Below are 21798 nucleotides of genomic sequence, written 5' to 3'. Positions count from 1 at the left end.
ACCTGATTAAAACTTAGAAGAATGTTTACATATTATATACTTATTGGTGCTATTGCTTTAGTAAGCTGGTTAGTTAGCAATAAATTAAAATCTAAATTTAAGACCTATTCAAAAGTCCATTTAAGAAATGGAATGACAGGAAAAGAAATCGCCGAAAAGATGTTAGCCGATAATGGTATTCGCGACGTAAAAGTATTGTCGACTCCAGGACGGTTAACAGATCATTACGATCCTAGAAATAAAACAGTGAATTTAAGCGAGCCTGTATATTCTCAAGCCAATGCGGCGGCAGCTGCAGTTGCTGCACACGAATGTGGCCATGCGGTACAGCATGCACAAGCTTATAGCTGGTTAACAATGCGTTCGCAATTAGTACCTATTGTAAGTGTGTCGTCTAAAATGTCGCAATGGTTAGTTATAGGTGGTATTATGCTAGGTGCTGCAGCAGGAGCCGGAATAGGGTTCTGGGTATCTGTAGTTGGTTTACTAATGATGGGAATGGCTACTATTTTTAGTTTTATAACTTTACCTGTAGAATACGATGCGAGTAATCGTGCTTTGGCTTGGTTAAAAAATAAAAACATGTTAGCCCCTAATGAATACGATGGTGCAGAAGATGCTTTAAAATGGGCTGCAAGAACGTATTTAGTAGCTGCAATTGGTGCTTTAGCTTCCTTATTATACTGGGCATTGCAAATTCTCGGAAATAGAAATTAATATTATACTATTAAAATTAAAAAGGTCGGATATTTATATCCGACCTTTTTTTATATCAAAATGTTATATTTTATTTTATACCGCCACAAGCAATACGTATTCCAGCATCTCCAGTAGGTTGCGTTGTATAATCGTCTGTTCCCTCGTGTATAATGATACCACGACCACCAATCGTTCTAGTGGTGTCCTGACAAGTAATACACCATTCATCAGTTTCAAAGGTTACGGTTGCTTTTCCGTCTTCATCAGTTGTAAAGTTACCTATATCTCCACGATGGTAACCTTGTGAATCTCCCCATTTTCCATGTTTAGAGTTTGTTGGGTTCCAGTGACCTCCAGATGACTTTGCATCGTGAGACGAGCAGTCTGCTTTTTCGTGTAAATGTATAGCGTGTACCGTCCTTGGTGGTAATCCCTCAAGCTCAGCCAACATTTTTACCGTATCGTTTATTTCAGTAAATACAACCGTTCCAGATACTTTACTATCGCTTTTGGCTTCTAATGTTACTTTTATCTGGTCCGTACTATCTATTTCCTCGGCCATCGCATTATTGGTAATGCTTTCTGAATTAGGCGTATGTGTAGGGTCAGACATCGGATTGCTTTCTTTTTTCTTATTATCGCAAGCGGTTAGACCTACAGCGCATACTGCGATCAAAACTAATTTTGTGATTTTCATGATGTTGATTTTTAATTGTTTGCGTCAAAATTAAAAAACAGATACCATAAAAATTGATGGTAATACATAAAAAAATAACTCAAATCCTAAGAGTATAATGAGGAATTATATCGGAATCTGACGATCTATTTGTTGTTGAAGCGAAATAAATGTTTCTGTTCTAGATACCCCAACTATAGATTGTATGTCTTTGTTTAGTAATTGCATTAAATGCTCGTTATCTCGACATAAGATTTTAATAAAAATACTCCAGTTTCCTGTGGTATAATGACATTCGATAACTTCAGGAATCTTTTTTAATTGCTTTACAGCTTCAGGGTTACTCATGGCTTTATCTAGGTAAATACCAATAAAGGCCATGGTTGTATAACCTAATATTTTAGGATTTATAGTGAATTTAGATCCTGATATTAAACCAGATTTTTCAAGTTTCCTAAGGCGTTGGTGTATTGCTGCACCAGAAATTCCTACACCTCTAGCGATTTCTAAAATAGGAGTTCTTGCATCTTCCATTAAAGCCCGTAGAATTTCTTTGTCTATACCGTCGATTTCTATGTTCTGATTTGAAACTTTCATGTGGTGAGTGTTGTAAATTATAATGTAAAAGTATTAAAACTCTATTTAGTTGAAACAATAGCGTGCGTATAAATTATTAATTGTAATAGAAAGTTCCATAAACGCTTTTTGTTTTGTTATTCTTTTGAGTGTGTCACAAGTGATGATTGCTAACACTCTAAGGTTGAGTTTTACAGCATTTGTAGCACTATTTTTACAAAGTATGGAAGCGTATTTTTGACACAGTTCATCTGTTTTAATGGCTGACTATTTTTCTGTTTTTGATGTGTTTTTTAAATCGTTTTAATGTATTGAAAATTAAGGTGTTATAAATTTGTATTCGGATGATTTTATCTGGTAAATTGTTAATAAAAAAGATGCGTTTTTTTCAATAACCAATGCCTGAAATATTTCTTTTAATGGTCTGTTTTAACTAACTTTGTAGTACAGTTTAAAAGGTATTATAAATTTGATTTATATACTGAAATTGAATGTGCAAAATCTTCTAAAATTCAGTTAAGAATGAATAAAAAAATAATAATTACCGGAGGAATTTTAGGTTTTTTAAGTGTAGTTATAGGAGCTTTTGCAGCACATGGATTAAAGGCGTTAATTTCGGCAGAATCTATTCAAACATTTGAGACTGGTGTGCGTTACCAGATGTATCACGCTTTACTTTTGTTATTTATCGGCGGAACATCTTATTTGCCTGAAAAGAAAAAGGCAGTCATTTTTTATCTCGTATTAATAGGAGTTATTTTGTTTTCCGGCTCCATTTACGGTTTAGCAACGAATAATCTAACTGGGTTTGATTTTAAGACCATAGGATTCGTGACACCAATAGGAGGTTTACTAATGATAGTTGGTTGGTTAATTATGATTTTATCATTTTTTAGGTTAAAAAGTGGTAAAAATTAAAAAATAACATATAACTGAAGTAAATTTATATAAATATGAAAAATATTTAAGACACAGTGTCAGATAAAATTTTGATATTTGTATAGTAAAAAAAGTAATATTATGGTAGATAACATTCAAACTACGAAAACGATTTCGTTAGAGTCTTACGGAATCAAAAATGCAGATGTAAAGTATCAATTGTCTTCAGATGAATTACATCAGATAACCATCGATAAGGGACAAGGTGTGGAAGCTTCAACAGGAGCACTAGCAGTTAATACTGGAGAGTTTACAGGGCGATCGCCTAAAGATCGTTTTATAGTTAAAGATGATATTACTAAAGATCGCGTATGGTGGGGAGATGTAAATATTCCTTTTGAAACTAAAGCGTTTGATGCGTTGTATGATAAGGTTGTAGATTATTTGTCTCATAAAGAAGTCTTTGTTAGAGATAGTTGTGCTTGCGCAGATCCAAACTATAAGCTTAATATTCGCGTTATTACAGAAACACCTTGGAGCAATATGTTTGCGCATAATATGTTTTTAAGACCTTCTGCTTTAGAATTAGAGAACTTTGAGCCAGAATGGTCTATAGTATGTGCGCCAGAGTTTATGGCTGTTCCTTCAGAAGATGGTACACGTCAGCATAACTTTGCCATTTTAAATTTTACAAGAAAAATAGCATTAATAGGAGGTACAGGATATACAGGCGAAATTAAAAAAGGAATTTTCTCTGCCTTAAACTTCATTCTACCCGTATTTAAAAATACATTGCCTATGCACTGTAGTGCCAATGTTGGTGAAGCTGGAGATACAGCAATATTCTTCGGGCTTTCAGGAACAGGGAAAACAACCTTATCTGCAGATCCTAACCGTAAATTAATTGGTGATGATGAGCATGGTTGGACCAACGAGAATACAGTGTTTAATTTTGAAGGCGGTTGTTATGCAAAAGTGATTAACCTGTGTAAAGAAAACGAGCCAGATATTTATAATGCTATTAAAAAAGGAGCTATTCTTGAAAATGTTATTTTAGATAAAGATGGCCATGTAGATTTTGAAGATACATCTATAACGCAAAATACACGTGTAAGTTATCCTATAAATTTTATAGATAATATTCAAGTGCCATCCATTGGTAAAAACCCTAAGAATATATTTTTCTTAACCGCAGATGCTTTTGGAGTTATTCCTCCAATATCTAAATTAACACCAGCACAAGCTGCTTATCATTTTATATCGGGGTATACCGCAAAAGTTGCTGGAACAGAAGCTGGAGTAAAAGAACCACAACCTTCTTTCTCAGCTTGTTTTGGAGCGCCTTTCATGCCTTTACACCCTGCAAAATATGCAGAAATGTTAAGTAAAAAAATGAAAGAAGCAGGTGTAAATGTATGGCTTATTAATACCGGATGGACCGGTGGTGCTTATGGTGTGGGTACTCGTATGAAATTAAAATATACACGTGCCATGATTAATGCCGTATTAAATGGAGATTTAGGTTTATATAACCATCACGATTATCATATTCACTCTGTATTTGGAGTTGCACAACCAAGATCTTGTCCAGGAGTGCCAACTTCTGTTTTAAGTCCGAGAGCAACTTGGAATGACGACGAAGCATATTATACTACAGCATTTAAATTATCGAATGCATTTAGAAAAAACTTCAAACAGTTTGAAAGTATAGCAAGTGAAGAAATAAGACGTGGAGGACCGCAACGTTACAATCCATAATAATCTAAAGTGCCAATTGATTTTTCAAACCACAAAAAAGGCGATTCAATATTTGAATCGCCTTTTTATAATTATAAAACAAAGATATTATTTTCCTTTGTTTGCTTTTTCAATATATTTCTCTAAAGCCATTGTCATTGAAGGCGTTTCTTTAGTAGGAGCAGAAATATCTACTCTTAAGCCTTTTTCTTCAACAGCTTTAATGGTTGTATTACCAAAGACGGCAATACGCGTGTCATTTTGTTTAAATTCTGGAAAGTTATGAAATAAAGATTCTATACCCGATGGGCTAAAGAACACTAATACATCATATAATACATCTGCTAAATCAGATAAGTCACTAATTACCGTTTTGTAAAATACAGCTTCTTTCCAATCAATTCCTAAACCATCTAATATTTGTGGTACTTCTGGCTTTAACTTGTCTGTAGTTGGTAATAAGAATTTTTCGTCCTTATACTTCTTAATTAAAGGCGTTAATTCAGGAAAAGTACGTTTTCCAACATAAATTTTTCTTTTTCTGTAAACCACATATTTTTGAAGGTAATACGCTACGGCTTCAGACTGGCAGAAATATTTCATTGAATCTGGTACTTTAAAACGCATTTCTTCAGCAACTCTAAAAAAGTGATCTACCGCATTACGACTAGTTAAAATGATAGCAGTGTAGTTATTAAGGTCTACTTTTTGCTGTCTAATTTCTTTTGCAGGAACTCCTTCTACGTGAATAAAAGGGCGGAAATCTATTTTTACTTTTTGCTTTTCTTGAAGATCAAAATATGGAGAATTTTCTATTTTAGGTTCTGGCTGAGAGACTAAAATTGTTTTCACTTTCATGAGCGTTTTTTATTAAGTTGACCCTAATACATTGTAATAAATTTATACAAAATAATATAAGGTGCGATTTCGAGAGTGCAAAGATACAAAATAAAATAAAAAAGGTTCGATTTTATTAATTTTTGATAACGTTTTAATGTTGTAGACAACCGTACTATTAAAATTACCATGAAGATTGAAAGTACAATATACAAAATTGTTTTTGATGGAGTTACGCTATAAATTAAAAACGCATTTATTGGAATGAGTAACATGCCAAAGTAATTTTTATAGGTCTTTTTCTGAAAAATATAATGTTCTATGACATCGTCCATACTAAATATATTAGCAATTAATCTTTCAAAAAGTATTTTCACAAACAAAAAAGCACCTATGCCTAGGGTGATATTAAGCATTAAATTAGTCTCTATCTTTAAATCGCTATAAAAGGTTTTAAAACAGATACTCGTAAAAACTGCTGTAGAAATTATAAAATTAGAGAGCAGTAAAAGATCGAAAAGATCTATAAGTTTTTGGTCTCTAGAATAGATGTTAAAATATTTAGAAGTGGTTAAAATAGCAGCTAAATCGTTAAATCTATGCGTAAATTTTGCTTTCGCAATAGTAATACTAATTAAGCCTACCATAATTAAAATGGTAAATATTTCGTTATATGTAACTTCTCGAAGCATGCGTCAAAATTATTTAAAATAATATTAGTCACATTCAAATTATTAAGAAATATTTTAAAAAAAGAAATTATGAAATGATGTACATTTGTAAACTTAATAGCATTTATAAGTGAAAGACTCTATAGTCATAATCCCTACATATAACGAGATTGAAAATATTGAGGCCATAATCAGGGCCGTATTTTCGCAAGTAAAGGACTTTAATGTTCTTGTTGTCGACGATAATTCGCCAGATTTAACAGCTTTAAAAGTAAAGGCATTGCAAGAAGAGTTTCCTGAGCGTTTATTTTTAGAAGTCAGACAAGGAAAATCGGGTTTAGGTACAGCCTACATACATGGATTTAAATGGTGTTTAAAACACAGTTATAAATTTATTTTTGAAATGGATGCCGATTTTTCTCATAATCCATCAGATTTAGTACGTTTGTATAACGCTTGTGCAGTTTCTGGAGCCGATTTATCTATTGGGTCCCGTTACGTAAAAGGTGTAAACGTGGTAAATTGGCCTATGAACCGTGTGTTAATGTCTTATATGGCATCTAAATACGTGCGAGTTATTACAGGAATGAAAATTCATGACACCACAGCTGGATTTGTGTGTTATAAACGCGAAGTTTTGGAGACTATTAATTTAGATAAAATTAAATTTGTTGGCTATGCATTTCAAATAGAAATGAAATTTAAAGCTTACATTAAGAATTTTAAAATTGAAGAAGTACCGGTAATTTTTACCGATAGAACCAAAGGAGAATCAAAATTAAGTTCAGGGATTATCTCTGAAGCTATTTTTGGTGTTATTTCAATGAAATTGAAAAGTATATTTAAAAGACAGTAACATTATGCAGCTAAAACAAGTACTTATAAAAAACGCAAAGATTGTAAATGAAGGCGAAATTTTTGAAGGCGACATTTTAATTGAAGGCGAATTTATTAAAGAAGTAGGCGAATCTATAAGTGCAAAATCTTCTGAAGTTCAGGTTTTTGATGCAGAAGGCAAGTATGTTATGCCTGGAGTTATAGACGACCAAGTGCATTTTAGAGAGCCTGGATTAACACAAAAAGCAAATATTGCTACAGAGTCTAAGGCCGCCATTGCTGGTGGAATTACGTCTTTTATAGAAATGCCAAATACCATTCCGCAAACTACAACTATTGAAAAATTAGACGAAAAATTTGCTATCGCTGCAGAAACTTCGCACGCTAATTATTCATTTATGTTTGGAGGAACTAACGATAATTTAGAAGAAATTTTAAAAGTTGATACTAAAAATGTAGCGGCTTTAAAATTATTCTTAGGATCTTCTACAGGGAATATGCTGGTTGATAATCCGAAAGTTTTAGAAGAGATTTTTTCAAAAGTAGATATGTTAATCGCTGTACATTGTGAAGATGAACAAACGATTAGAACAAACTTTGAAGCTTATAAAGAAAAGTACGGAGAAGATATTCCTATTAAATATCATCCGGAAATTCGTAGTGAAGAAGCCTGCTATTTATCGTCGTCTCAAGCTATAGAATTGGCTAAGAAAACAGGAGCAAGGTTACACGTGTTTCATTTATCTACAGGAAAGGAAACTAAATTGTTTTCGAATAAAATTCCTTTAAAGGATAAGAAAATTACTGCAGAAGTTTGTATTCACCATTTGTGGTTTACAGATGCCGATTACGAGAAAAAAGGCACGTTTATTAAATGGAATCCTGCGGTTAAAACAGAAAAGGATCAAGACCAACTTTGGGATGCGCTTTTAGATGGACGTATCGATGTTGTGGCGACAGACCATGCGCCGCATACTTTAGAAGAAAAACAAAATATTTATACTAAAGCGCCTTCAGGTGGCCCATTAGTACAACATGCTTTACCCGCTATGTTAGAGATGCACCATCGTGGTAAAATTTCTATAGAAAAAGTGGTAGAAAAAATGTGCCATAATCCTGCTATATTATTTCAAGTAGAAAAAAGAGGATTTATTAAAGTGGGACATTATGCAGATTTAGTGGTGGTAGATTTAAATAATCCTTGGACGGTTACCAAAGAAAATATTTTATACAAATGCCAATGGTCTCCTTTTGAAGGAACAACCTTTAAATCGCGTATTACTGATACTTTCTTAAATGGGGAATTGGTATATCATAATTTTAAATTCAACAACGTTAAAGCAGCAAAACGTTTAACTTTTGATAGATAGATGAAACGTTTAATTTTAGGTGTATTAGTCGTATTAATAATGGTGTCTTGTCATCAAGTTTCTAAACCAGAAAAACCAAAAAATCTGATTTCTAAAGACAAGATGCTTAATATTATTATTGATATGAGTTTATTGTCTGCAACACGAGGTTTCGATAAAAAAAATCTAGATAGTAACGGGATAACCTTACAATCTTATATCTACGATAAATATAATATAGACAGTTTGCAGTTTGCAGAAAGTAATGAATATTATACCTTTAATTTAGACGATTATGAGGCTATATACGAGAAAGCAGACGATAGTCTAAAGGTGCTTAAACAAAAATTTCAAGACATTCAGGACGAAGAAGCCGAAGCGAAACGTAAAGCAGATTCTATAAGTAAGATAAAAGAACCGGACTTAATTCCTACAAAACATAGAGAAATTAAAAACTTAAAACCTGAGAATTTAAAATCTTTAGAAAAAAAATCAGAAGATTAAAGGTCGTTTTTAAACTGTTTACAAATAGAAGCAATACTTGTTTCGATTGGGATCCAGTTATAGTTTAACAGTGTTGTTATTTTAGCTGTACTATAGTTAGATGTTGTATTAATAGTTTTGGCCAGTTGTTTACTAAGTAAACGCGGTTTTCTCGTAAGTTTATGGCGTAACCAATCTAGTCGCCAACCCAATTTTGCTTGCCAAGGTTGTACCTCTTTTTTAGGTAAATGTACTCCAAAGTGAGTCGCTATAGTTTGTAATAGTTTTTTGTAACTCCAATGTTCTGAAATCACTATATAACTTTCATTTTTAACATCTGTGTCCATTAAATTTATCATAATAGTCACAACATCTTCCACTGCAACAAAACCAGTAACACCATTAGTGTAATATTTTAAGCCATCGTAAACACGTTTAAATAAATTTCCGCTTCCCTGATTCCATGTACCACTTCCTAAAATAACACCAGGATTTATAATAACCGCATGAAGTCCTTCTTGGGTGCCACGCCAAACTTCCATTTCTGCACCATATTTAGTAATGGCGTATACATTGTTATCTTCTTCTGGATTCCAGTATGTTTCTTCCGTAATGGGAGCGTTGGTTAACGACGTTCCTAAAGTAGCTATAGAACTGACATAACATAATTTATTAACCTTAAAACTTAAGCATAAATTTACAATGTTTGCAGTACCAAGCGTGTTTGTGCGTTTTAAAGCGATATAGTCATTAGGATCAAAAGAAACTAAAGCGGCACAATGGTAAACTTGTGTAATATCTTTAAAAGCAATTTCTAAATCAGGAATGTTTAATACATCGGCTTTAATCCATTCAATAGACTCAAATAGAGAGGTGTCTTGTGAGTAATAAGAAAAGACACGCCTTGTAATGTCTAGTTTGTGTTCCGATCTGTAAATTGCTCTTACCTTTTGGTTGTTGCTCGCGAGTTTATAAAGTAAATGCGAACCAACAAGTCCTGTGCCTCCTGTAACTAAAATCATAAATCTAAGGTAAAGAATTATTTAATATAGGGGTAATTATACTACGATTTTTATCTTTGCAAGAGATTATTAAAATTTTAGAAATAATGACTGAGAATTTTGTTGAAGAATTAACTTGGAGAGGTTTGGTACACGATATCATGCCTGGAACTGAAGATCAATTGAATAAAGAAATGACAACCGCCTATATTGGTTTCGATCCCACTTCAGATTCTTTACATATTGGAAGTTTAGTACCCATAATTATCTTGGTTCATTTAGAAAAAGCAGGGCATAAGCCTATGGCTTTAGTCGGTGGCGCAACAGGTATGATTGGTGATCCTTCAGGGAAAAGTGACGAACGTAATTTGTTAGACGAAGCAACTCTTGCAAAAAATGTTGCCGGAATTAAAAGCGTATTATCTCGTTTCTTAAATTTTGAATCTACTGCAGACAATGCTCCTGTGTTGGTGAATAATTACGATTGGATGAAAGATTTTTCATTTATCGATTTTGCCCGTGATGTAGGTAAACGTATCACCGTAAATTACATGATGGCTAAAGATTCTGTAAAAAAACGTTTATCAGGAGATGAAGGAAACGTTGGGATGTCGTTTACAGAATTTACTTACCAATTAATACAAGGGTACGATTTTTACCATTTACATAAAAACTACAACTGTTTACTACAAATGGGAGGTAGTGACCAATGGGGAAATATTACTACAGGTACAGAATTGGTAAGACGTATGAATCCTGGTGTAGAGTCCAAAGCATTTGCCATGACGTGTCCGTTAATTACAAAAGCAGACGGTTCTAAGTTTGGAAAAAGTGAAGGCGGAAATGTATGGTTAGATGCCGATAAAACATCTGTGTACAAATTCTACCAATTTTGGTTAAACACGACAGATGAAGATGCTGAAAAGTATATAAAAATCTTTACCTTTTTAGATAAAGCAACGATTGACGCTTTAATTGCTGATCATAAGGAAATGCCACATTTAAGATTGTTACAAAAGAAATTAGCTGAAGAGTTAACAACATTTGTGCATTCTAAAGAAGAATTTGAAAATGCTGAAAAAGCATCAAACATATTATTCTCAAAATCGTTTAAAGCAGATATTAAAACCTTAGATGAGAAAACATTTTTAGATGTGTTTGAAGGTGTGCCAATGGCCGAGATTACAAAAGCTGAGTTGGAAGATATAGATATGATTGCAATTCTTGCAGCAAAAACTAATTTCTTAGGCTCTAATAGTGAAGCCAGACGTGCGCTAAAAGAAAATGCAGTTGCTGTAAATAAAGAGAAAGTAAAAGAAGATTATAAATTAAGTACAGACGATTTAATTAACGATAGTTATATTATTATCAATAAAGGTAAACGTAACACATATATCGTAAAAGTGGTATAGTTTAAACATAATGAAGCCGGATTAGAATATAATCCGGCTTCAAAAAAAACCAACTAACCATTAAAAACCAAATTATCTTTAATGAACATAAAGACTAATAGGTTTTAATGTAGTCGCCAGTTAAAGCGTTTACTTTCACTATATTTATTTAATAAAATGTTAAAGTTTTAAATGCTGGTTATAAGGCCATTAAATTACAGCCTCTAATATCTGAATTGTCAAAACGGCCTATCACTTCAAAAGCGTTGTTTCCTGTAATTTTTCCTAAATCTTGAGTAGCAATAAAAGCACAAGAATTTACATTTGCCAAATCTATAACATTAATACCACCTGTTTTTCCTTCAGTTTGAATTGTGAGCGCGTCTTCTGGATCACGCGTTAAAATTTTCATCCATGGCGGACAATTAAAAATACCGTGTCCTTTAGAATAGCCCTGACTTAAAAGTTCTGTCATGCCGTATTCACTGTGTATTTCGTTAACACCAAATCCGGCCTTTAAAATGTCGTGTAATTCGGTTCTAATAAGTTCTTTTCTGCGACCTTTCATACCTCCAGTTTCCATAATTATGGAATGCTTTAGATTAAATTGATGGGCTTCAACCAAATCTAATAAAGCAAAAGATACGCCTATTAATAAGACTTTTTGTCCGCGAGCATCGAGTTCTTCTAATTTCGATTTTAAATCACTTAAATTATTTAAATAAAATCCGCTTTCAGGATGGTTAGATTGATTTATCATATCATTAACCATATAAATTAAAGACGATCCGTTACGTTCTAAGTACGATGGTAATAAGGCTAAAACCACATAGTCTTTAATGTCGCCATAAGCGTCTTTAAACCCATTTCTAAAGCTGTCTTCGTATATAGAAACATCGGTTACTATATGTTTACTTGTTACGCTTCCGGTGGTTCCGCTACTAGAAAATGTACATTCTGCAGGATCTGTACTACTTAGAATCTCTCGAGTTTTAAAAAATTCGATTGGTAAAAACGGAATGTCTTTGTAGTATTTAACGTCGCTTGGGTGTACATATAGTAAGTCGCAAAACGATCTATAGGTACGATTGTTTTTAAACTGAAATTGAAATACGTTCAATGCATGCTCATTAAATTGGGCTTCCGTTTTAATATTAAATATGTCTTGAGTATTAATCATAGTTTTAAAGTAAAAAACAACTGCAAAAGTAGTTAAAATAAAAAAGCATTGCCAAGAGCAACGCTTATAATATAGGTTTAAAAAAGAATGCGAATAACAATAATTAAAATCAATTATCGTTATCTCACTACAAGCTTTCTAGTTGTAGAAATATTGTTTTCTTTAATTTTAATGATGTAAATACCAGGGTTTAATTTAGAGATGTTTATCTCTTTTCCAAATAAAGTAGTTTGCAAGATGCGTTTTCCTAAGACATTAAAAATTTCAATGTCTTTAGTAAGATTCTCTTTAGTAACTATATATAATTTACCGTTACTCACTGGGTTAGGGTAAATAGAAAGTTCTTCAATGTTTTGCGTCATATCAGCATCTACCGACTGTGCTTGGGCGGTAAAGGATATTATAAAAAACAAGGAACACGTTAATAATGTAAGTAAGTAGTTTTTTCCCATCTAATCAAAATAATATATAAAGGTAATAAAACCTCTACAAATTTCAGACCATTATTTGTTAAACTACGATTTTGTTGTGCTTAAATTATTAAAGTGTAATATTCAGGTTACGTTATTGTTATTAAAAAATTGTTTCTTAAGAATGATTGTTATATATTTTATCTTTGAAGATTAAATAACATTTTAATAAACTAAAAATGAATATAAAAATTTTGTTGGTTGATGATGAACCGGATATTTTAGAAATAGTAGGTTATAATTTGTCTTCTGAAGGCTACGAAGTCATTACCGCAGAAAACGGAATTGAAGCCGTGAAAAAAGCTAAAAAAGAACGTCCACAACTTATTATTATGGATGTGATGATGCCAGAAATGGATGGTATTGAAGCTTGCGAACAAATTAGAAATATTCCAGAATTAAAAGATACAATTATTACGTTTTTAACAGCAAGAGGCGAAGACTACTCTCAGGTAGCAGGTTTTGATGCTGGAGCAGATGATTATATAACAAAGCCCGTAAAACCAAAGGTTTTAGTAAGTAAAGTAAAAGCTTTATTAAGACGTTTAAAAGAAGATACTGTAAACGAATCTATTGTTAAAATTGGAGCCTTGACAATTAATAGAGACGAGTATAAAATTGTTTTGGAAGATGAAGAAATTGTTTTGCCTAGAAAAGAATTTGAACTTTTATCATTATTAGCTTCTAAACCAGGAAAAGTGTTTAAGCGTGAAGAAATTTTAGATAAAGTGTGGGGTAACGAAGTGGTTGTTGGAGGACGAACTATAGATGTTCACATTCGTAAACTTCGCGAAAAAATTGGAGACCACTGTTTTAAAACCGTAAAAGGTGTGGGTTATAAGTTTGTAGATTAATGCCAAAAAAAACCAAAAAAACATACAAGTTTGCCATTAAAACGGCAGGCTATTCATCCTTATTATTAGGATTTTTATTTAGTATTTATCTATCTGTATTTTCTACTTTTAATATTTTTCATGTCCTACTTTTAGTTGGACTGTTTTTTATAGGCTGTTTTACTATCATTCAATATCGCGTAGAACTTTTTATCTATAAACGGGTAAAGAAAATTTACGACGATTTAACATTGTTAGAATCTACAACGCTTCGTAAAAAACGAATTACTACAGATATGGCTACACTTACTCAAGAGATTGATAAGTATGCTAAAGACAAAAAAATAGAAATCGAAATGTTACAAGTTCGTGAGGAATACAGAAAGGAATTTCTGGGAAATATTTCTCACGAATTAAAAACACCTCTTTTTACAGTTCAGGGTTATATTTTAACATTATTAGATGGCGCAGGAAACGATAAAAATATTAGAGAAAAATATTTAGATCGCGCCAGTAAAGGGGTGGAGCGTTTAATTTATATTGTAAACGATCTAGATATGATTACCAAATTAGAAGTTGGTGATTTAAGGCTGGAAATTGAACCGTTTGATATTGTAGATCTGGTTTCGAATGTGTTTGATATGTTTGAAATGAAAGCTGCAAAAAAACGTATTACCCTCACGTTCGATAGAACTTATACTGAACCTATTTTAGTTAATGCCGATAAGGAACGTATACAGCAAGTACTTACTAATTTAATTGTAAACTCAATTAAATATGGTCATGATAAAGGAACTACAGAAGTGAGCATTGAAAATTTAATTAAAAATAAAGTCATCGTTCGTGTTACAGATAATGGTGAGGGGATTCAACAAAACCATATTCCGCGTTTATTTGAACGTTTTTATCGTGTAGATAAAAGCGGATCTAGAAAAGAAGGTGGTTCTGGTTTAGGTTTGGCTATTGTAAAACATATTATTGAAGCTCACGACGAAAAAATATACATAGAGAGTGACTTTGGTGTAGGGAGTGAATTTTCTTTTACGCTAGAAAAGGTTAAATAAATCTTTAAAATTGGCAGTTGTATTTTGTCCGTTCAATCCGTTGTAATCATGTATATGTTCTAATTTGTCTACAGTAAAATCATCTTGTTTACAATAGGGTACCAGTTTTAATTCGTCTAAACGTTCGGCTAAATACTCTTGTTCAAATTGGCCAGGTGTAGGGATAAAATAAGCTTTTTTACCCAATACAGATAAATCCATAACAGTGGTGTAGCCCGATCTTGATAATACTATTTTACTAGCATTTAGGGCCGTTTCCAATGTTTTTCCTGTCATAAAATTGGTAATGGTTACGTTACCTTCTGTAATTGTGGTTTGCTCTTTTTCAATTACGCCACGTACACATAAAATACGTCTAGAATCTGTTTTAAATGCTTCAGTAAGTTTATCTTCCAAGAGTGTGCGTTGAGGTTCTGGACCGGAAAGTAAGATTAAGATGTCGTAAATGGCATTTGTGTTTTGTCTTTCAAACCGGCTTAAAGGTCCTAAATATTTTATAGGAATTTCAATACCTTTTAAATGACCAAGTTTTCCGCTTAAACTAGGTTCGTTTTCATGATCTGGTACCCAACATTCATTAAATTTTTCAATAATGCGCTGATGCATTTTTGTACTCAGCCACGTGGTGTTTCCGCTTAAAACTTGAAGCTGATGTGTGATAAACACCGATGGAATTTTTTTGCTATGTACACCAAGTCGGTTATCAGAAATTATACCATCTATATTATGAGTTTCAATGATTGCTTTTGTAGCTTTTTTCTCTGCTTTAATGGCTTTTAGTAATTTTGGAGAATCTTTTAAAAGCTTCAGTTTAAAAAAATGTCCTTTTTTAGCGTAAGTAACATCGTAAGCAGGGAGTTCTACAGTTTCTACCTCAGGGAATTCTTTTTTTAAAAGCGCCAATGCAATACCATCACTAGCAATAATGGGTGTGTAATTGTGTGTAATTAATTGATTTATAATCGGGATGCAGCGTGTAGCATGACCTAAGCCCCAATTTAAAGGCGCAATAAGTATTCGTTTTTTCATAAAAAAGTAGAGCTGAACTCTTTTGAGTATTTCAAAATCTGCCTAAAATGGTTTTCAAAGGATGTTTAAATATCTTAAAAAAGAATCAATTCAATATGACCAAATTCTTATAAAAATCTTTATTAATTATTAAATTTGAAAACTAAAGGCAAAAAAATTGTAAATTAATGACTGTCTGCCGTATTTTTGCACCTATTTTACAAGTAAAATTTTATAAAGTGGGAAGTAAAAATAAGCTTAAACGATTTAGAGAAAATGAAACTTTTGATAATGTGTTTCAACCAACTCGTGAAGAATTAGTAGAAGATGCATTCGAATTAAAAGGACATTGGAACGAAAAAGTATTTAAAAACAATAATCCTTTGGTTTTAGAATTGGGTTGTGGTAAAGGAGAATACTCTGTTGGTTTAGCTCAAAAATTTCCAAATAAAAATTTTATAGGTATAGACATTAAAGGTGCTAGATTTTGGAGAGGTGCAAAGACAGCTGTAGAAGATGGGATACCTAATGTTGCTTTTTTAAGAACTCAAATAGAACTTATACAGCATGCGTTTGCAGAAGCTGAAGTTGATGAAATTTGGATTACTTTCCCAGATCCTCAAATAAAATATAAGCGTACAAAACATAGAATGACAAATACCCATTTTTTACAGAAATACAAAAGTATTTTAAAACCAGATGGGATAATGAATTTAAAAACCGATAGCGAATTTATGCATGGCTACACTTTAGGGTTGTTACATGGTGAAGGACATGAGGTATTGTACGCAAATCACGATGTTTACAAGCAAGAAGGAAGTCCAGAAGAGGTTACCGAAATACAAACATTCTACGAATCTCAATATTTAGTGAAAGGTAAAGCGATTACCTATATTAGATTTAAAATAAAATAGGGTTTGAATATTACGCTCATCTTTTTTCTAGGGTTTATAGTGTCTTTGGTTGGAGTTATTCCGCCAGGGCTTTTAAACATGACTGCGGCAAAAATTAGTCTAAAAGAAGGGTTTACTCGCGGTATTATGTTTTCTATAGGTGCTTGTATTATTGTTTTAATACAAACCTTAATTGCAGTAATTTTTGCCAGATATTTAACTAAACACCCAGATGTAGTTAATGTTTTACAACGTGTTGCATTAGTTATTTTTATATTAATATCGTTATATTTCTTTTTTATAGCAAAAGGAGATGGCGATGTTAGTGACGAAAAAATTCCCGAAGTTAGAAGTAAAAAAAGTCGTTTTTTTCAAGGCATGCTAATGTCTGCATTAAACATGTTTCCTATACCTTTTCAGGCTTATATGAGTGTGACTTTAGCCTCTTTTGGTTGGTTAACATTTGAACACACAGATATTTTTGCCTATGTTTTTGGATCGGCTATGGGATCTTTTGTTATGCTTTATATGTATATGGTTTTCTTTGATAAAATAGAAAGCACCTCGTTTAAGTCGCAAAAAAACATGAATCGATTTATAGGTGGAATTACAGCAATTGTTGCTCTTGTGACCTTAATTCATGTGATAAAAGATTTTTAATGAAGCCAGAAACACTCCGTTTTTTCGATCGTGTTTACGAAGTTGTGAAGCAGATTCCGTATGGCAAAGTCACTAATTACGGTGCTATAGCGAGATATTTAGGAGCTGCAAAAAGTGCTCGAATTGTAGGCTATGCTATGAATGCATCTCATAATATGGACGATGTTCCTGCGCACCGCGTAGTAAACAGAAATGGTTTGCTTACGGGGAAATTTCATTTTGATGGAACAAACCTGATGGAACAACTCCTAGAAAGTGAAGGCGTTGAAGTGAAAAACAATCAGGTTCAGAATTTAGATACTTATTATTGGGACCCAACTCAGGCTTTAGGTGAATTAGATGCATAAAAAAAGCAGATAGATTATAGTGGTTTTTATTATCTTGTAAGGCCAATACCTCTCTATTTATGAAAATTAATATTGTTCTTCTTCTAATATTGTGTTGTTTATGGTCTTGTAAGAAAGAAACCAAAGAGTATTCTAATAAAGAACCAGGAGTCTCTTTGGCTTTAGCGCAGCATAGAAAGTCTAATTTGTCTAATATTAAATATCATTTAAGTTTTAATTTATCAGAAGATAAAACAGAACCTATAGATGCTAACTTGGAATTACAATTTACACTTAAAGATGTCGATGCTCCTTTAGTATTAGATTTTAACCCTAACAATTCAGTCATTCCAAAAGTGTTTATGGTTTCAGGTCTCATTGAAACTACTTACGAAAATGAACATATTATTATTCCAAAGCGGTATTTAGAAAAGGGAGAAAACGAATTTAAAATCCAGTTTCAAGCAGGCGATCAATATTTAAATAGAAACGATGAATATCTGTATACTTTATCTGTGCCAGATCATGCCAGAGCTTTGTTTCCATGCTTCGATCAGCCTAATTTAAAAGCAACCTTTAAATTAGAACTTCATGTGCCACATGTTTGGAGTGTATTAAGTTCTACATACCCTGAATATACCACTAAAACTGCAGAAAACACCACTTATGTGTTTGAGCCTTCAAACTTAATGAGTACTTATTTGTTTTCGTTTGTCGCGGGTAAGTTTGATAAAATTAAAAGAGATGATCAGCATTTTTTATTCCGTGAGCAAGACAGTCTTAAGATAGCAGAGAGTTTAGATCCTATTTTCGATTTGCATCAAAATGCTTTAACTTTTTTAGAAGATTATACTGAGTATGAGTTTCCGTTCCGAAAACTAGATTTTGTAGCCATTCCATTTTTTCCGTTTGGCGGTATGGAACATGTTGGAGCAATCCAGTATAAAGAGTCGTCTTTGTTTTTTGAAGATTATATGCCTAAACTAACACATTGGAATCGTGCCAATTTAATCGCGCACGAAGTCTCTCATATGTGGTTTGGGAATTTAGTGACCATGGATTGGTTTGACGATGTATGGTTAAAAGAAGTTTTTGCTAATTTTATGGCTGCCAAGGTTGTAAATCCAAATTTTCCTGAAGTAAATTTCGATCTCCTAACATTAGTTACCAAAGCGCCTAGAGCATATGCCGTAGATCGTACGCAAGGAACAAATGCTATTCGTCAGCCTTTAGATAATTTAAACAATGCAGGAAGTCTGTATGGTGGTATTATTTATAATAAAGCTCCCATTATGATGAACCAGTTAGAGATGCTTGTAGGTAAAGCACAATTTCAGCTCGGACTTCAGGAATACATCATAACCTATGCGAATGGCAATGCCAGTTGGAATGATTTAGTTAATATTTTCGATGTAAATTCTGATGCAGATATAAAAGCCTGGAGCGATGTATGGGTAAACCAATCTGGACGTCCTGTGTTTACAAACGAAGCGGTATACGAAAAAGGACTTATTAAATCTCTTATATTACATCAAAAAGCAGAAGATGGGAGTGTTAATCTTTGGCCTCAACAGTTAGAAGTTGCTTTAATATATCCAGATTCTATTGCAAAACGAACACTTCATATAAATGGTGCGTCTCAAGACATGACTTCTTTGCAAGGCATGCCAAAACCAAAAGCAATTGTATATAATAGTAATGGTGCAGGTTATGGTGTTTTTCCTATAGATCCTCATACCGCTTTAAGTAGTTTTAAAATAAAAGATGATATTGTAAGGGCTTCAAATTATATAAATACTTACGAAAACGCCTTGTCTGGCAACATTCCCGTACCAACAGCTTTAAATGCTTTCTTTAAAGGCTTACAATACGAAACTAACGAATTAATAATTAGTACAATAAGTTCGAGTTTTGGAAGCCTGTACTGGAATTTTTTAAGTGAAGATGAACGTATAAAACTTCAGCCAAAATTTTCTAAAGCGCTTTGGGCACGATTAAATACTAATTTAACTACAGCGGTTAAAAAAAGCGTATATATAGCTTTTTCTAATTTAGCATATCAAGGTGAAAGTTTAAACCAATTGTATGCCGTTTGGAATACAGACGTTACTATTGATAGTTTAAAATTAAATGAAAAAGATTATACAAATTTAGCCATGAAATTAGCGCTGTATGCACATCCGAAACACGATGAGATTTTAAATACTGCCGAGACCCAAATTAGCAGTCAAGATGCTAAAGATCGATTCCAATTTTTACGCCCAGCTTTGTCTTTAAATGATGAAGACAGAAAAGCGTTATTTGAATCGTTTAAAGATGTCGCACATAGGAAAAATACAGACTGGGTAAGAACGGCTAATTATTATATTCATCATCCGTTACATCAAAAAGAAGCAATTTCATATCTGCCATTAAGTTTAGACGTTCTGGAAGAGGTAAAAAATACTAGCGATTTATTTTTTCCATTAAAATGGTTAGATTCTACTATAGGTCAATATCAATCTGAAGAGGCAAAAACTATCCTAGATACTTATTTAAACGCCAATCCTAATTTAAATAAGCAGTTAAAAGCTAAAATTTTACAAGCTACAGATAACTTAAGTCGTTATCAGGAGATGATTAAAAATTAAACAATAATATTTTTAGATTAAGCAGAGTATGAGACGAGTAATTAACAAATCTTTGCCGAATAAGTGTTTCAATTATTAAACAATTCACAGTATATTTGTGTCTTAGAATTAATCTAAATAAATAATTTCTGAAAATAGTGTAAGACCTTCAGTATTAGCTCTACTAAAAGCGTCTCTAGCTTTATAATTTCACAAAGAATAAATTAAAAATGAAGATACAAAAAGAAGATGTTTTAAAAGCATTACAAACCATTACTGTTCCTGGAGAAGGACAGAACATGGTGGAAAGTGGTGCTGTTAAAAATGTAATAGTTTTTGGTGACGAAGTTGTTGTAGATATTACCATTGCAAACCCAAGCTTACAAGCAAAAAAAAGAACCGAAGTTGACATTTTAAAGACCATTCACGATTTAGTTTATGCGAAAGCTAAAATTAAAGTGAACTTAAAAGTTGAGGCTCCGGCAGCACAACCTAAAAATGAAATTAAAGGGAAGCAAATTCCTGGAATAAAAAATATAGTTGCAGTAGCCTCAGGTAAAGGTGGTGTAGGAAAATCTACAGTAACCGCAAACCTGGCTGTAACTTTGGCTAAAATGGGATTTAAAGTTGGTGTTTTAGATGCCGATATTTACGGACCATCAATGCCAATTATGTTCGATGTTGAAGCTGAACGTCCGTTGTCTGTTACAATTGATGGAAAAGCTAAAATGAAACCTGTAGAAAACTACGGAGTTAAAATTTTATCTATCGGATTCTTTACTAAACCTGACCAAGCTGTGGTTTGGAGAGGACCTATGGCTGCAAAGGCATTAAATCAAATGATTTTTGATGCACATTGGGGCGAATTAGATTTTCTGTTATTAGACTTACCTCCAGGAACAGGAGATATTCATTTAAGTATCATGCAATCGCTGCCTATTACAGGAGCTGTTGTAGTAAGTACTCCACAAAATGTAGCTTTGGCAGATGCTAAAAAAGGTGTAGCGATGTTTCAACAAGAAAGCATTAATGTACCTGTGTTAGGAATTATTGAAAACATGGCGTATTTTACACCAGAAGAATTACCAGAAAATAAATATTACATTTTTGGTGAAGCCGGTGCTAAACATTTAGCAGAAGACTTAAAAGTGCCATTTTTAGGCGAATTACCTTTAGTACAAAGCATACGTGAAGCAGGAGACGTTGGTCGTCCAGCAGCATTACAAACTGCAACTGCTTTAGAAAAAGCATTCGAAACCTTAACCCAAAATGTCGTACAAGAAGTGGTTCAGCGTAACGATGATTTACCGCCAACAGAAGCAATTAAAATTACCACGATGGCTGGTTGCTCATCAGTTAAAAAATAAATTTATGACTTCAGAAGAAACAAAATTAAATGTTGAGAAAGCATTAGATGAAATCCGTCCGTTTTTAGAAAGCGATGGTGGAAACATTTCTCTAATTTCTATAGAAGATGATAAATTGGTACGCGTGCAACTTCAAGGTGCATGTGTAGGCTGTAGCGTAAACCAAATGACGCTAAAATCGGGTGTAGAAATGACGATTAAAAAGTATGCACCACATATAGAGCAAGTGATAAATGTAGAATAAAAAAGTAG

The 21798-nt window shown here is 32.9% G+C and carries 23 protein-coding genes; 15 read left to right on the top strand and 8 right to left on the bottom strand.

Features of this window, described 5'->3' with window-relative positions; genetic code table 11:
* Window positions 1–21 precede the first annotated feature (21 nt).
* Complete coding sequence (locus tag AST99_RS14455) at window positions 22–717, top strand: zinc metallopeptidase (RefSeq protein WP_057782875.1); 696 nt, start codon at window positions 22–24, stop codon at window positions 715–717.
* Between the two features lie 70 nt (window positions 718–787).
* On the opposite strand, the gene AST99_RS14450 is transcribed toward AST99_RS14455, so the two are convergent.
* Window positions 788–1396 carry a superoxide dismutase family protein gene (locus AST99_RS14450; protein WP_057782873.1) on the bottom strand — a complete coding sequence of 203 codons (609 nt, stop codon included), beginning with the start codon at window positions 1394–1396 and terminating at the stop codon, window positions 788–790.
* Window positions 1397–1501: 105 nt separating this feature from the next.
* Window positions 1502–1972, bottom strand: a complete 471-nt coding sequence (locus AST99_RS14445; protein WP_057782871.1) for an Lrp/AsnC ligand binding domain-containing protein — start codon at window positions 1970–1972, stop codon at window positions 1502–1504.
* A gap of 501 nt (window positions 1973–2473) precedes the next feature.
* Here AST99_RS14445 and AST99_RS14440 point away from each other — a divergent pair.
* The gene (locus AST99_RS14440) at window positions 2474–2869 is read left to right on the top strand and encodes a DUF423 domain-containing protein (RefSeq protein ID WP_057782869.1); all 396 of its coding nucleotides are present in this window, start codon (window positions 2474–2476) and stop codon (window positions 2867–2869) included.
* A gap of 102 nt (window positions 2870–2971) precedes the next feature.
* Window positions 2972–4588 carry a phosphoenolpyruvate carboxykinase (ATP) gene (gene pckA / locus AST99_RS14435; protein ID WP_057782867.1) on the top strand — a complete coding sequence of 539 codons (1617 nt, stop codon included), beginning with the start codon at window positions 2972–2974 and terminating at the stop codon, window positions 4586–4588.
* An 87-nt stretch (window positions 4589–4675) separates the two neighbouring features.
* Here the strand turns inward: pckA and AST99_RS14430 are convergent, their stop codons facing one another.
* Together AST99_RS14430 and AST99_RS14425 are read right to left on the bottom strand one after the other, a co-directional pair.
* The gene (locus tag AST99_RS14430) at window positions 4676–5425 is read right to left on the bottom strand and encodes a uroporphyrinogen-III synthase (protein ID WP_057782865.1); all 750 of its coding nucleotides are present in this window, start codon (window positions 5423–5425) and stop codon (window positions 4676–4678) included.
* 23 nt (window positions 5426–5448) lie between these two features.
* Window positions 5449–6096 (bottom strand): DUF4271 domain-containing protein, encoded by a 648-nt coding sequence (locus AST99_RS14425; protein ID WP_057782863.1) that lies wholly within the window; start codon window positions 6094–6096, stop codon window positions 5449–5451.
* Window positions 6097–6205: 109 nt separating this feature from the next.
* On the opposite strand from AST99_RS14425, the gene AST99_RS14420 reads away from it, so the two are divergent.
* From AST99_RS14420 to AST99_RS14410, 3 genes are read left to right on the top strand one after another with little or no spacing between them, the layout of a single operon-like run.
* Window positions 6206–6931: a polyprenol monophosphomannose synthase gene (locus AST99_RS14420; RefSeq protein ID WP_057782862.1), complete on the top strand. Its 726-nt coding sequence runs from the start codon at window positions 6206–6208 to the stop codon at window positions 6929–6931.
* Between the two features lie 4 nt (window positions 6932–6935).
* Window positions 6936–8282 carry a dihydroorotase gene (locus AST99_RS14415; protein ID WP_057782860.1) on the top strand — a complete coding sequence of 449 codons (1347 nt, stop codon included), beginning with the start codon at window positions 6936–6938 and terminating at the stop codon, window positions 8280–8282.
* A complete protein-coding gene (locus tag AST99_RS14410) occupies window positions 8283–8765 on the top strand; it encodes a DUF4296 domain-containing protein (protein ID WP_057782857.1) in 483 nt (160 codons plus the stop codon).
* Here AST99_RS14410 and AST99_RS14405 read toward each other — a convergent pair.
* Window positions 8762–9766 (bottom strand): NAD-dependent epimerase/dehydratase family protein, encoded by a 1005-nt coding sequence (locus tag AST99_RS14405; RefSeq protein ID WP_057782855.1) that lies wholly within the window; start codon window positions 9764–9766, stop codon window positions 8762–8764. The two genes, AST99_RS14410 and AST99_RS14405, sit on opposite strands and share 4 nt — an antisense overlap.
* An 86-nt stretch (window positions 9767–9852) precedes the next feature.
* On the opposite strand from AST99_RS14405, the gene tyrS reads away from it, so the two are divergent.
* On the top strand, window positions 9853–11157 hold the full coding sequence (tyrS, locus tag AST99_RS14400) for a tyrosine--tRNA ligase (protein WP_057782854.1): 1305 nt from the start codon (window positions 9853–9855) through the stop codon (window positions 11155–11157).
* A 178-nt stretch (window positions 11158–11335) separates the two neighbouring features.
* Here tyrS and AST99_RS14395 read toward each other — a convergent pair whose 3' ends face one another.
* The gene (locus tag AST99_RS14395) at window positions 11336–12316 is read right to left on the bottom strand and encodes a LuxE/PaaK family acyltransferase (protein WP_057782852.1); all 981 of its coding nucleotides are present in this window, start codon (window positions 12314–12316) and stop codon (window positions 11336–11338) included.
* A gap of 119 nt (window positions 12317–12435) precedes the next feature.
* Entirely contained in the window at window positions 12436–12768 is a 333-nt protein-coding gene (locus AST99_RS14390) for a T9SS type A sorting domain-containing protein (protein WP_057782850.1), read from the bottom strand.
* A gap of 197 nt (window positions 12769–12965) precedes the next feature.
* Between AST99_RS14390 and AST99_RS14385 the strand changes: the two genes are divergently transcribed.
* Window positions 12966–13640 carry a response regulator transcription factor gene (locus AST99_RS14385; protein ID WP_057782848.1) on the top strand — a complete coding sequence of 225 codons (675 nt, stop codon included), beginning with the start codon at window positions 12966–12968 and terminating at the stop codon, window positions 13638–13640.
* Window positions 13640–14683: a sensor histidine kinase gene (locus AST99_RS14380; RefSeq protein ID WP_057782846.1), complete on the top strand. Its 1044-nt coding sequence runs from the start codon at window positions 13640–13642 to the stop codon at window positions 14681–14683. The genes AST99_RS14385 and AST99_RS14380 overlap by 1 nt, the downstream gene beginning before the upstream one ends.
* Here the strand turns inward: AST99_RS14380 and AST99_RS14375 are convergent.
* The gene (locus AST99_RS14375) at window positions 14666–15712 is read right to left on the bottom strand and encodes a glycosyltransferase (RefSeq protein ID WP_057782844.1); all 1047 of its coding nucleotides are present in this window, start codon (window positions 15710–15712) and stop codon (window positions 14666–14668) included. The genes AST99_RS14380 and AST99_RS14375 overlap by 18 nt on opposite strands.
* Window positions 15713–15930: 218 nt before the next feature.
* On the opposite strand from AST99_RS14375, the gene trmB reads away from it, so the two are divergent.
* From trmB to AST99_RS14345, 6 genes are all read left to right on the top strand, one after another.
* Entirely contained in the window at window positions 15931–16605 is a 675-nt protein-coding gene (gene trmB, locus AST99_RS14370; RefSeq protein ID WP_057783082.1) for a tRNA (guanosine(46)-N7)-methyltransferase TrmB, read from the top strand.
* A 3-nt stretch (window positions 16606–16608) separates the two neighbouring features.
* Window positions 16609–17244 (top strand): LysE family translocator, encoded by a 636-nt coding sequence (locus AST99_RS14365; protein ID WP_057782843.1) that lies wholly within the window; start codon window positions 16609–16611, stop codon window positions 17242–17244.
* Window positions 17244–17591 carry an MGMT family protein gene (locus tag AST99_RS14360; RefSeq protein WP_057782841.1) on the top strand — a complete coding sequence of 116 codons (348 nt, stop codon included), beginning with the start codon at window positions 17244–17246 and terminating at the stop codon, window positions 17589–17591. The genes AST99_RS14365 and AST99_RS14360 overlap by 1 nt, the downstream gene beginning before the upstream one ends.
* 59 nt (window positions 17592–17650) lie before the next feature.
* Window positions 17651–20200 (top strand): M1 family metallopeptidase, encoded by a 2550-nt coding sequence (locus AST99_RS14355; RefSeq protein ID WP_057782839.1) that lies wholly within the window; start codon window positions 17651–17653, stop codon window positions 20198–20200.
* Window positions 20201–20409: 209 nt separating this feature from the next.
* Window positions 20410–21546, top strand: a complete 1137-nt coding sequence (locus AST99_RS14350) for an Mrp/NBP35 family ATP-binding protein (protein ID WP_057782837.1) — start codon at window positions 20410–20412, stop codon at window positions 21544–21546.
* Window positions 21547–21550: 4 nt separating this feature from the next.
* Window positions 21551–21790 (top strand): NifU family protein, encoded by a 240-nt coding sequence (locus tag AST99_RS14345; protein WP_057782835.1) that lies wholly within the window; start codon window positions 21551–21553, stop codon window positions 21788–21790.
* Window positions 21791–21798 lie beyond the last annotated feature (8 nt).

It is taken from the genome of Formosa algae (genome assembly GCF_001439665.1).
In the GTDB taxonomy this organism is placed as follows: Bacteria; Bacteroidota; Bacteroidia; order Flavobacteriales; family Flavobacteriaceae; genus Formosa; species Formosa algae.
The sequence above is the reverse complement of the archived record's forward strand: the minus strand, read 5'-3'. Positions and strand labels throughout refer to the sequence as shown.